Here is a 12,785-nt window from a genome sequence, read left to right on the forward strand (position 1 = left end):
TTCTTAGGCGCTATCGGCGTCGGAACGCTCATCGCGAGAGAGGTTAATGCCCATCGAGGCACCCGCCTGATCGAAGTCATCCTCATCGGAGCCGGACAGTTCCATCGGAGTGCCGTCGGCGGAGAGGACTTCAACGTTGAGGCAGAGTGACTGCAATTCCTTGAGCAGCACCTTGAAGGATTCGGGGATACCCGGATCTGGGATATTCTCGCCCTTCACAATGGCTTCGTAGACCTTCACACGACCCACCACGTCATCAGACTTGATGGTCAAGAGCTCTTGCAGGGTATAGGCGGCGCCATAGGCCTGCATCGCCCACACTTCCATCTCACCAAAGCGCTGGCCACCGAACTGAGCCTTACCGCCCAGTGGCTGCTGCGTAATCATGGAGTAAGGACCAGTAGAGCGAGCGTGGATCTTCTCGTCCACCAGGTGGTGGAGCTTGAGGATATACATATAGCCCACGGCCACGGGGTACGGGAATGGTTCACCAGAACGACCATCAAAGAGGGTGGCCTTGCCCTCGCCATTAACCATGACATCGCCGTCGCGGTTGGGGCGAGAATTGCGCAGCAGACCAGCGATTTCCTCATTGGTGGCACCGTCGAATACTGGTGTTGCCGTCAGCGTACCGGGCTCTACATCGTAGAGATCTTCCGGCAGGCTCTCCATAAGCTGGGCGTTTTCCAACACCTCCGGATCAATCGACCAACCAGCAGCAGCCAGCCAGCCGAGGTGAACTTCGAGCACCTGGCCAATATTCATACGACGCGGCACACCGTGGGTATTGAGGATAATATCCACTGGGGTTCCATCAGGGAGGAAAGGCATATCCTCCTGCGGCAGGATCTTACCCACCACGCCCTTATTGCCGTGGCGGCCGGCGAGCTTATCACCGTCTTGAATCTTGCGCTTTTGGGCAACATAAACGCGAATCATCTCGTTGACGCCTGGCGAGAGATCGTCATCATCCTCGCGGGAGAAGCGACGCACGCCGATAACCTTACCGGTCTCACCGTGTGGCACCTTCATGGAGGTATCACGAACCTCACGGGCCTTCTCGCCGAAGATGGCACGCAACAGGCGCTCTTCCGGAGTCAGCTCGGTCTCACCCTTCGGGGTGACCTTACCCACTAAGATATCGCCGTCGCGAACATCGGCACCGATGCGCACAATGCCGCGCTCGTCGAGATCCTTGAGCACGTCCTCGGAGACATTCGGGATCTCGCGGGTGATTTCCTCAGGCCCAAGCTTGGTATCGCGAGCATCGATCTCGTGCTCCTCGATATGGATAGAGGTAAGAATATCCTCCTCCACTAAGCGCTGGTTGAGAATAATAGCGTCCTCGTAGTTGTGGCCTTCCCATGGCATAAATGCCACCAGCAAGTTCCGACCCAAGGCCATCTCACCGTTATGGGTACCAGGACCATCAGCGAGAACCTGGCCCTTTTCTACACGGTCTCCGATATCAACGAGCGGCTTCTGGTTATAGGACGTTCCCTGGTTGGTGCGCTCGAATTTGCGCAGCAGGTAGGTCTCGCGCGTGCCATCATCTGACATCACGGTGATGAAGTCAGCGCTCATATTCTCCACATAGCCGGTGGCCTTATTGATCACCAGATCGCCGGCATCATAGGCGGCGCGCAGCTCCATACCGGTACCAACATACGGCGCCTCAGAGCGCACGAGTGGCACAGCCTGGCGCTGCATATTCGCGCCCATCAGAGCACGGTTAGCATCGTCGTGCTCAAGGAATGGAATCATGGCGGTAGCCACTGAGACCATCTGGCGTGGGGAGACGTCCATATAGTCAATATCCTTGCCGGATACCACCTGGATATCGCCCTTCTTCAGGCGAACCGTCACGCGCTCTTCGGTAATGACACCATTCTCGTCATATTCGGTATTAGCCTGAGCCACCACGTAGCGATCTTCTTCATCCGCAGTGAGATAATCCACGTGATCGGTGACAACTCCGTCAACGACCTTACGATATGGAGTCTCGATGAAGCCGAAGGCATTCACGCGGGCGTAGGAAGCCAAGGAGCCGATCAGACCAATATTCGGGCCTTCGGGGGTCTCGATGGGGCACATACGGCCATAGTGAGAGGCGTGGACGTCACGGACTTCAATGCCGGCGCGCTCACGCGAAAGACCACCTGGTCCCAGCGCCGAGAGACGGCGCTTGTGGGTGAGCCCTGAGAGAGAGTTATTCAGATCCATAAACTGCGAGAGCTGCGAGGTTCCGAAGAATTCGCGGATCGCGGCAGATACCGGGCGCACGTTAATCAGGGAGGTCGGGGTGATTGACTCCGCATCCTGGGTGGTCATGCGCTCACGAACCACGCGCTCCATGCGGGACAGACCCACACGCACCTGGTTTTGAATGAGCTCACCGACGGTACGCAGGCGACGGTTACCGAAATGGTCAATATCATCGGTTTCTACCGGGATGACCTCACCCGTGGGGCTGGTCATCGAGGTTTCACCGGCATGCAGGCGCACGAGGTACTCAATTGCGGTCGCGATATCCTGCTCGGTGAGGGTCATCAAACCCTCGTTGTCGCCGCCTAAGCCCAGCTTGCGGTTGACCTTATAGCGGCCCACCTTTGCGAGGTCATAGCGCTTGGCGCGGAAGAACGAATTATCAAGCAGCGACTGCGCGAGATCACGCGTAGGCTGCTCACCGGGGCGCTGCTTGCGGTAAATCTCCAGCAATGCCTCATCAGTATTGGAGACACCATCAGATTCCAGCGTGGACATCATCACTTCAGAGAAGCCAAAGCGCTCTTGGATCTGCTCGGTGGTCCAGCCTAGTGCCTTCAGAAGGACGGTGACGGGCTGACGACGCTTGCGATCAATACGCACACCGACCGTGTCGCGCTTATCCACATCGAATTCTAGCCATGCACCGCGAGAAGGGATCACCTTCACTGAGTGCAGCGAACGCTCGGTGGATTTATCGATGGTTTGATCGAAATAAACACCAGGGGAACGCACCAACTGTGAGACCACGACACGCTCAGTGCCGTTGACGATGAAGGTACCTTTTTCGGTCATCATCGGGAAGTCACAGATGAAGACGGTCTGGGATTTAATCTCGCCGGTTTCGTTGTTAATAAACTCGGCGGTGACATAGAGCGGCGCCGAGTAGTTAATATCTTTATCTTTGGATTCGTCAATAGTATTCTTCATCTCTTCAAAGCGTGGTGAAGAGAGGGAGAGAGACATATTGCCGGAATAATCTTGAATCGGGCTCAGCTCTGCGAGGATATCCTCCAGGCCAGAGGTCACTGGGACCCCTTCGCCTAATTCAGCTTGACGTCGTTCGCGCCAATCAGACGCGCCGATCAGCCAAGAGAACGATTCCAGTTGGATATCAAGAAGACCAGGGACTTCAATAGGTTCATTAATTTTCGCGAACGATTTACGTTCGGGAGCCCCTGGTATAGTTGAGTTGAGTGGGCGGGGGCTTGCCAAGATGGGTCCTTCCAGCACCTCACGCGGATGGCGGCCCCGCAATATTGGCCACCACAAACCGCTAGTATTTGAGCAATTTCGGTAATGCCATAAGAAACCTGCTGGTGCTAACACCGAAAGACCTCAACTATCCAGCTTTTTCAAAAAGCCGACCAGCTAAGGTCTGTAAAAAAGGAACAAGTGTCCTAGGGCAAAGGTCAAGTATAGAGCACCGAGGACACCATGTAAAGCCCATGAACAGAGTTTATGGGCAACAAAACCACACTGTAGAGAATTCCTAGCGCTAAAAGCAACTTAGCCGCGCCCGCGGCGGAAAGACCCAATACCACCGGCAATAATCGAGAGGGCACCGAGAGCTGCAAGAATATAGCTAAAAGTCCTCCAAAAATCGCGGCGGGAAATCTCCGACGCAGCCGCGCGAAGGTCCTCTCGATTCTGCTCAGTCATGCGCCCATTAAAATCAAGAAGAATCCCTGCTTGCTCACCATCTGCGTAGCGGTATATATCGGTGATCTGCTCCTCGAGATCAACCACAACCCCGCTCTCGCGATCAACATAGAATACCCGCTCGGCTGCGTGCTCGAGATAAGCCGGCTGACCATCAATCTCTAAGGTGGTGAGCAAACCAGAGCGCTCCGCATTGACCTTCTCCGGGTCAATGATCTGGCGGTAGGCCATCATGGTGCGCCCATCCTCCTCTACCTCAGACTCATAGACGGCAGGGTAGCTAGTAGCCAGAGTCTCATCAAAGACCATATAGCTTGTTTTCTCAGCTGCTGTAGGGAATTTCCACCACACACCGTCAGTATCGGTATCTCGAGGGATTCCCGCTAATTGATCAATCACACGGATAGGGCTCAGAATCTCACCCGTTATACGGTCGAAGGTATAGGTGGAGACTGCTGCGGTATGCAGGCCCTCTAGATCGTCCAGCCCAGTGCGCCGCACTGAGGTGGCGAGCCTAATGGTGGCCGTATCTTCGTCGCTGGGACGAATCAGACTTGCTTCTACCTGTTTTGTCACGGACGCTTTCTCGGTTGCTTCCAGGGTGAGATCAGAAATGGTTGCCTCAGGATCCACCAGGGTCCAGGTATAGCGGGTGGGATCAAGGGGCAGCCTGGCGTCAAAGCGTCCTAGTTGGGCTTGGAGTAATCCGCCGACAAGCAGCGCACAGCCTAAGCCGAGCAGCAGAACACTAAAGATTCGTGACTTTGGAAGCATGTGCACCATCCTATAACACCTTCGAATAATCCCTTGGGAGCGCTTATATGCGGTCATACAATAATGCTCCCCTACCAGTGGAAGGGGAGCATTATATTGAAATTCCTGGTCTAGTTTTTACGGCGATTAAACCACCAGGCGCCACCTAAAAGACCAGCGCCAGCGATAAGGAGCCAGAACACCCCGAAGCCACCCGAGCGCGGTAACTCACCGGTAGTAACGTCAGCTACCTTGATGATATTCGGTTCTGTAACTTCCGCGGCGGGGTTCACTCGCCCCTGAGGTTGACGCACCTTGAGCTGATTCCCGTCAAGGAAAACCTCGAGTTCAACCGGTTGCGCGAGAAGTTGGTAGCCCTGCGGAGCCTTGGTTTCGATCAGGATGTATTTACCCAGACCGATAATGTTCTCGGTCTGGCGCGTATTATCCCCCGCATTGGTCTGGGTGAAGTTGATCGCATCCCCCTGAATTTCCCATGAATCATTTGCCCGATAAACGCTAAACTGCCAATCCTTTTCCAACGGAATAATCGCTGTAGAGGTATCCACCTTTTGAAGCACTAGGCTGGTCAACGGATCCTCTGGAGCCGGAATATCGGCACAGGCATCGTCACGAGCAATCAACCGACTGCCGATTGACACCGTGGCCTCGTTGAAAAGTCCGTGGCCGCCACCGTTTTGGGGGTCACAGATTAAGGTAGTGCTTGCCTTATCCTGCAGCTGAGGCTTATCAAATTCTGCGATCACGAAAAAGGTTTTCGACGCATCAGAGTCCAGATCGAACACATCACTTGGCAGTTTGTGATTATCTGCCGGCCTCATCTGATATGGAGAAGCCGAGTCTTCTCTGATTCCGACGGAAATATTCCTAGCGCTAGGAGAGAAACGAGGTTGATCCACTAGTTTCAATTTCCCGATCTTCGTACTGTCGTTGGGATTAGTAACCTTAACGCGATACTCGATTTCGAGCTTGCCCGACGCATTCTCCCGTGGTCCTCGAAAAACCTCCTTCACCACCAGCGGAGGTAGAGGGAGATCAATGCAAGCTTCAGCTGTGAGATCCTCGGTTGTGCCGGCACCTTCCTTCGCTACAGTAACTTTATTGAAGCCGCCATTTCCACGTCCCCCCGCCGCGCATTTAAGGGAATTCGGAGATACCCCAGAGATGAGCTTCGGCTGGAATCGAAATTGGACAAGCACCCGGAACTCCAATGTCTCACCAGCTCGGACTTTTACCTTGCCCGGCACGTCACCGTGCTGCAGTACTAGCGGTCCGTTGACTGGACTTATCACCGTATTTTTGTTGGTGTCCAGATCGATCAGCACCACTTTAAAAACATCAACGTCTTCGCTAAAACCGAGGTAATCTACGACTGTAAGTTCACGATCAACGTAGATCTCCCGATCTGTGGATACAACTGGGCCATTAGTTTGATTTTCCTCAGCCTTATTATCCACCGTTACCGTGTAAGTGGCCTGGTAGAATGGTTCCCCATTCCCGTTCGGACGCCACGTAATTCTGTTGCCATAAACTTCCTTAGACACCCGCGGCGGAGCGATCTTGAGGTTGACAATGTCAATGCACGCTTCCGCCTCAGCCACCTCCGACTGGCCGTATTCGATACGGGCTTTGTTGTATGCACCATCTCCAGGTGTGGGTTTTGGTTGGCATGCCAATCTAGACGGATTTAGCGCTGCGGCGTCTAATTCGGTATAGACTTTGATCCGGAAAGTCTGAGTAGCTCCAGCTTCGATGACATGGGTGTTACCATTTTCGCCTGGGATCACATATCCTTTGCCATCTCCGGACTTTACTAGGGGTGTTTCGCCTCCAGACTTAACCTGAACCACTTTGATAATCTTCTCAGCCTTGGCGAAATCTGGGGTGTCGTAGAGCAGATATTCGCGGCTAATATTCCGCTTACCCGCTTCAGCTTTATCATTTCGCACCGTCAGGTCGTAGGTGAAAATGTCTACCCCATTCGACTCCGATGCGATTGGGTCTTTCGATACCTCTAACTCAGTTGGATCTGGTTGAGAGACATTCCCCCAATAGGGCACCAAAAATCCATTCCGCGCAAACTTTAAGTCATTCCTTAGCACACTTTCTCGCTCGTTAGTCCCATAGCTGATTTTCATTGGGGTGTTTGGGGGGATTTTCAACCCCAAACGAGTAACGTCTACTGCGCTACTTCCTCTGCCGCTATCAATAAAAAATTTAATACCCTCGGGTGACAGGAATTCAACCTTGGACTTCCCCCGTTGGGAAGTCGATACTCGAATGCCCATTTTATTTCGCGGATCATCAATATACTTACCGCGAGATTTAACTGGGTGAGGAGTTAGGATATAACTGCCGTGATAGTTATCGCTCAGGTCCGTGGTGACCACCCAGTCAGTCGTGTCTAAAATATCGAGGATTTGAAAATTCAAGGCTTTACGGGCGTCTCCCCTGACTATTCCTAAGTCGGGGGGGCCCATCCTTGCATATCGCAAGGGTTCGAAGACACCGAAATTTACTCCGTAAAGCACTCCGCCCTTTGTACCGCCAATCGTAAACTCCTGCGAACGGTAGGATAGGCGAGTGTTTCGATTGTAGGTCGCTGTTTGAACATTTTCCCGGCTATAGAAACGACCTTGCTCACCATAGTTCAGAACTTGGCACTCTCCCCCCCTTGAATTGCTTTGCCGCTCCTGCGAAAAATTTATAGTCGTGTGATCGGGTTTTCGATGGAAAGGAGAACACCACCCTGGGTTGTTTATTATCTTTCTAGATATGCCACCATCTGTCGTTACGTTATCGCTGCCCGTATTAGGGCCTGGGAAACTGGGATTATCGGAACGAGGTGCGACTTCTTTAACTGGGTACCGGTAATCCTCTACCTCCCCGTCTTCGTCCCTAGCACCGAGGAGCTCGGAAGGGAGGTGATCTCTCTCGATGAACTGCTGATATGCATCTCGGCCCGCCGAGACCCGGTCAAAACCGCCGGGTTTTGGTGCTGCAGCAGCTTCTGTATAGCCAGAATCTGTAGGCAAAATCTTCCAAGTTGAGCGCACTTTTGGCCCAAAATCCCGGTAAACAAATTCGAAATTTTTACCGCTCAATCGTCCATTTGTGGCTCTACGCTGGTCATCTACGAGCTGCACGATCACATGGTCTCTATCGGCAGCATTTAGATCAAAGCTGCGCTCGTACTGCATAGGGGTATAAATGTAGTGGTTTCGAGAATCAACTACGTTTCCGGTTGCTTCTTCATAGATATGAACTCTTATGCCTCCTATTTTGGGATCGCTAGGTTTTTCCTGGGCCCCCCTGTCTCGAGACTGGGCTTCCCAAAAGTCCGTTGGAACCCCTTGGAACTCAAAGAATACACGCGGAAAACTGGGGCGGATCCCCGAGTCGTCTACAATCCGCCCGGATACCCTGCGCTCGGTATACTTACGTCCTTTATATTCACCAGTTTTTAGATCAGTGACTGTGTACTCAATCTTGGGGCCAGCCGAGACTGATGATAGCTTGAGGGGCGAGTCGCCGAGTACGCTATCCAAGAATTCACTTGTCAGTAGCTTCCAATGGGCATCTTCTTCGACTCCCATCACCGTATACGTAATAGAGAACTTGTCGCCGCGCTGGATTTCAGTGGGCGTATCCGCATTGGTGGAATCTAGATAAAGACGAAGAACCTGCCCAAACTTTGCATCCTCTTGAGATTGTCCGAACGAATTTTCCAGTTCGTCGGAGGCAAGCTCGAAGATATCACCGCTTGCCTCCGTGTCGCCGAATGAAGCAGAGATAATTTCCTTTACTGGATCGTTATTTCCCAGTTTTTGAATCAGGAGAAAATCGGGGGAACTTTGCAGCTCCGGCACGTTTGTAATCACGCCTTCGAGCGTACGAACAACGAGTCCAGATTCTTCATCTGCTGAGATGGTTCGACTCGTGAAATCAGCGGATAAGTTGCCTTCGCTGTTCTCAGAATTCTCTGCGAGAGACTCTTGTTCGACAAGAGTCGGCTCCCCTTCGATTGAGGCGTCTGATAGCTGAGCAATCTCGGAAGTGCCAGCCATCTCCTCTGCCGATTGAGCAAAAGGAGCTACGGTCACAAGCAACCCAGTCGCTAGCATTGAGGCAAAAAGGGCCTTGCCGTAACGAGATAGAGAGTTTTTCATAAACTAGTTCCTTTTGTAACTACGACGAAGTACTGCAATGCCCACGAGCAAGAGCACCAGTCCAAAGATGGCTATGGGTAGGCTATTGGCCCCTGTGTAGGCTAGATTTCCCGGAATCTTGGGTATCCCCTTTTTGGGATCATTCGGCCTCGGGGGTTCGTCTGGCGACGGAGGATCTTTGGGAATTGGAGGGTTACCTGGTGGGTCAATTGGAGGAATAGGAATAGGAATCGGCACTATTGGAATATTCGGACTACTACACGGCACCTTCACAGACGCCTCATCGGTTGCCACACCATACCGGCCAATCAGATCGAAATCCGGATAACCAGGAGGGGTGATATAGCCGCGGAAGGTGATGCGATTCTTGTTCTTAGAGGCATCGCGCGAGGTCTGGGCTTTGAAGCGCAAACTAAGATGTGCGTCTGGGTTACCCCGTCGAACTTCACTGACCTTGATCAAGCCGCTTTCGGTGAGCGTTACGCGCACGACGTTGTCTGAATCCACGTCGATGATATAGTCCCCACCGTCAAGGCGTACTGGATTCTTGTCATTATGGTAGGTGCCATAATATACATCTTCGCTATCGGGAATATACGTTTGCGATTGCTCGAGCGGTACGGAAATCTTGAATGTGGAAATTCGCCCGTCGCGTCCGGGGGCTGGCAATGTAGTCGACAGCCCGTATTCGAGATCGTCGCCTGGGTTCACACAGCTGAGGTTATTTGATAGCTGACCAGTAATTTTCTGGTCTTTGGCCTCCACTCTCACGCTATACTCCCAACCGCTGCGATCTTGATTGGTGGTAGGCACCGCCACCATAAAGGGAGAAACAACCGTAAAATTCCCGCGAGCTGCAGAATCCACATCCTCGGTGACGTAGTAAAGGCCCAGGTCGAGATTATTAAATCGGGCTATGCCGTCTGCACCGGTGGCTTCACTTACTTTAGGTGTCAGGCGAGAGAACTCTTTTCCCCTCTGGTAAAAGTCCGCTATCTTAAACGATTCTGCCAGGCGCCAGCCGTCGTTGGTGGTGAGATCAACGCCGTTGATCTTCTGCACTGAGAATTTGATCCCTTCCAGTGGATCCAATTTTTTAGGTGCGTTGGGATTCGACGGATCCCCGTATTGCATGATAGGGTCGCCCTCGCTTTTATGAATACTGAGGGAGGCTTTTTGCGAGGCGTCGATAAGCGAAGGCGATGGCCCGCCGTCTGCGGCAACTGCTAGCGGGGTGGTGACCGTCATACAAGCCACCGTGGCCAAGGCGGCAAAGAGTCGGCGGCCTTGGTGGCGTTTCGTTTTCTGTAGCATTCGTTATCCTTAGCCTTCTGCGCTTTCGCTCAGGCCGGTAGTGGTTTCCGCTTTTTTGCTGTCGCGGCGCGCTTTTACAAACTCCCGAATCATCAAAATCATGAAGATGAGTGCTACTGCTAGCGCAACATACATCCACCACTGCAATGGTTGACGAATCGTGTCAATCGTTTGAAATTCTTCTTCATCTACGGGCTCCATGGGCACCCGCTCCGCGTGAACGAGGAAGCGGTGGCTGTTGATGCCGTAGGGGGTACACGTAATAAGTGTTATGAGGTCTTGCCCTGGAACGGGGCGAAGGTTGTCCGTCTCCGTAGGCAAAACTATTTCGGTTTGGCGTACCTGATACTTCATTTTCTCACCGGAAACGTCGAGGTAAATAACATCGCCGACATTGACCTTGATCAGATTATCCCAGAGGGTAGCCACCGATAAACCCGTGTGACCTGTCAGAACCGTATGGTTACCCACTCCGCCCACTGGCAATCCACTGCCGAATAGGTGGCCTATCCCTTTGGATAGAACCGTCTCGGTGGTGCCGTGGTAGATCGGCAAATCAGATTTTATGGATGGGATATATATACGTCCCATCACAGAGGTCAGATTGAGCTGTTCGAGATACTCTTGGTATTCGACGTTATCTTGCGTTACTCGCTGTAACCAGGGGTCCAAAATAGGACCACCTTGCTTCTCAGCGTTCCATTCCCGGGCTCGCTCGATCTCCGCGGCAAGCTCTTGTTCGTCTATGGCACCTACCTGTGAGGTATATGCCTGGACTTGGTGGCTTTGCTGCGAATTTTCATAGATGGTCCCCACCACTGGGTACAGCAGGAGGATGAGACCAATCACGCTGAAGATTACCGAGACTGGGGAGACGCGCTTGCGCGGGGCAGGAGCGTGAGGGGCCCTATGGCGGGCAGTTACAGTCATAGGTGACGCCTTCGGTTTGTTTAAGTTATTTTATATAAGATCGTGAAAAGTGAAGGTAAGGGGCTAAGCGCTTGGGCTTAGCCCCTTTTAGCCTTCAGCTAGCAAATAGCAACGTTTAAGTCTTGAGACTTAGGCGTTATGACGATTGCTATAGGCGGAATAACCGCGTCCAACCAGCAAGAATGCACCACCGGCGAGCAGCAGGTACATGACACCAGCACCACCTGTTAGTGGCAGGTTGAAGCCGCCATTCTTCTTAGTGTCCACAACATCTTGGGATACAAGAGCGACCTCAGCATCGGCCCCCTGTTTGGTTAAGATTTGGAACCGGATCGGTTGGGCTGAAAGTTCATAACCCTCAGGTGCTTTGGTCTCTACCAAGCAATAAGCATCACGAGCATTCTCATCAACGGCTCGGCCGTTGCGGTAGTCATTAGCAAGGAGACCCTTAATCTCAACGTCATTCGTCGCTCTGATTCCTTGGCGAAGTGGCGTTGCGCTGTCATCGATATCGCCATCTTTGGTGCAGACGTACAGAGAGAATTCAGCACCGTCAAGGGGTTGATCATCAGCGTTCTTCTTCACAATGTCTACATTGCCGTAGAAGGACTTAGGATATTCAGAGTCTGGAGGTGTTACAGGAGGAACATTCGGATCCTCTGGGGTCGGAGGCTCTGGTTGGCCATCACGCATTTGAATAACCTTGAACTCGTTGATGATAGGAGCTACATTATCAAGATCGGTATTCTGCTTCACTGTGAAGGTTGGCGTGATAACCAGTTGAGCGGTCTTGTTATTATTCAGGTCATTAAGGCCGGCTTCTGTGAAGGTTATGACCAGGTAGGACTTGTTATCAACACCAGCAACCTCACCCTTGGTTACCTCATACTTGCTACCATCCAGTTGGGCACCAGCAAGCTTAACTGTCAGAGGATTATCACTGGCGTATTCCAGGCGATCAGTGGGGTAGAAGTCAGATACCACGTACTTGGTGTAGTTTTCGCCAGCCGACAGTTGCGAGGTGATCTCGTAGGTCAACTTCTCACCGTTGATCTTGGCTGCCTCATCCTGCACGGTCTTAGAAGCATCGTCCCGCTTGGTATTCTTGGGGTAAACGTGAACTGTCTCCAACCATTTATTGCGGTTAGTTGGATTGGTTGTTGGGAGAGCAACATAGAACGGCTTTTGAGAGATCTGGTGCCCCGCTGGAGCCTCGGTCTCCGTTACTCGGTAGAGACCGATTGGAAGATTCTCCCATTTAGCAACGCCTTTTCCATCGGTTGTCTGCTCAGTTTTGTTAGGGAGAGTCTCAAAGTCAATATCTTGCAGATCTTCGTCGCCCTTGGAAACTTTCTCGGCTTTCTTCCAACCATCATTTGTTGTCAGGTCGATCGAGTCTTTTTTGACCTTTTCAATCTTGAACCTCGCACCCTCTAGGGCTTCGCCCAGATTTGCGGTGTCGATCTCGGTGCCGTTACCCGCTTTACCTGGAGTGTTATTGGAATACTTGTGAATGACCAGGCTGAGGCCATCCTTGGGCGGAATAGGGTAACCCGACTGTGCTACAGCTGTCACGGGCAGGCCGGTCATCAGGCCTGCAGCCAAAGAAATCGCCAAGGCGTTCTTAAGCATTTTCATATAGATATCTTTCTACGAGAGGAGCTCCGACTC

At 52.3% G+C, this 12,785-nt stretch carries 6 protein-coding genes; all 6 read right to left on the minus strand.

Features of this window, described 5'->3' with window-relative positions:
* Positions 1–3: 3 nt before the first annotated feature.
* The 6 genes from rpoB to N7326_RS03740 all read right to left on the minus strand — a co-directional run bounded on the left by rpoB (position 4) and on the right by N7326_RS03740 (position 12,752).
* Positions 4–3,498, minus strand: coding sequence for a DNA-directed RNA polymerase subunit beta (rpoB, locus tag N7326_RS03715; protein WP_259158171.1), 3,495 nt, complete (start codon positions 3,496–3,498; stop codon positions 4–6).
* Between the two features lie 276 nt (positions 3,499–3,774).
* Positions 3,775–4,701 carry a DUF3068 domain-containing protein gene (locus tag N7326_RS03720; protein ID WP_259289375.1) on the minus strand — a complete coding sequence of 309 codons (927 nt, stop codon included), beginning with the start codon at positions 4,699–4,701 and terminating at the stop codon, positions 3,775–3,777.
* Positions 4,702–4,811: 110 nt separating this feature from the next.
* The gene (locus tag N7326_RS03725) at positions 4,812–8,870 is read right to left on the minus strand and encodes a SpaA isopeptide-forming pilin-related protein (RefSeq protein WP_263088171.1); all 4,059 of its coding nucleotides are present in this window, start codon (positions 8,868–8,870) and stop codon (positions 4,812–4,814) included.
* A 3-nt stretch (positions 8,871–8,873) separates the two neighbouring features.
* Positions 8,874–10,184 (minus strand): SpaH/EbpB family LPXTG-anchored major pilin, encoded by a 1,311-nt coding sequence (locus N7326_RS03730; RefSeq protein ID WP_263088172.1) that lies wholly within the window; start codon positions 10,182–10,184, stop codon positions 8,874–8,876.
* 9 nt (positions 10,185–10,193) lie between these two features.
* Positions 10,194–11,114 carry a class C sortase gene (locus tag N7326_RS03735; protein WP_263088173.1) on the minus strand — a complete coding sequence of 307 codons (921 nt, stop codon included), beginning with the start codon at positions 11,112–11,114 and terminating at the stop codon, positions 10,194–10,196.
* A gap of 129 nt (positions 11,115–11,243) precedes the next feature.
* A complete protein-coding gene (locus tag N7326_RS03740; protein ID WP_263088174.1) occupies positions 11,244–12,752 on the minus strand; it encodes a SpaH/EbpB family LPXTG-anchored major pilin in 1,509 nt (502 codons plus the stop codon).
* Positions 12,753–12,785 lie beyond the last annotated feature (33 nt).

The organism is Corynebacterium sp. ES2794-CONJ1, assembly GCF_025660615.1.
Classification (GTDB): domain Bacteria; phylum Actinomycetota; class Actinomycetes; order Mycobacteriales; family Mycobacteriaceae; genus Corynebacterium.

What these genes read in the sequence shown, in the direction of transcription:
- N7326_RS03720 (WP_259289375.1), bottom strand. Translation starts at nt 4,701, where the DNA reads ATGCTTCCAAAGTCACGAATCTTTAGTGTTCTGCTGCTCGGCTTAGGC.
- N7326_RS03725 (WP_263088171.1), bottom strand. Translation starts at nt 8,870, where the DNA reads ATGAAAAACTCTCTATCTCGTTACGGCAAGGCCCTTTTTGCCTCAATG.
- N7326_RS03730 (WP_263088172.1), bottom strand. Translation starts at nt 10,184, where the DNA reads ATGCTACAGAAAACGAAACGCCACCAAGGCCGCCGACTCTTTGCCGCC.
- N7326_RS03735 (WP_263088173.1), bottom strand. Translation starts at nt 11,114, where the DNA reads ATGACTGTAACTGCCCGCCATAGGGCCCCTCACGCTCCTGCCCCGCGC.
- N7326_RS03740 (WP_263088174.1), bottom strand. Translation starts at nt 12,752, where the DNA reads ATGAAAATGCTTAAGAACGCCTTGGCGATTTCTTTGGCTGCAGGCCTG.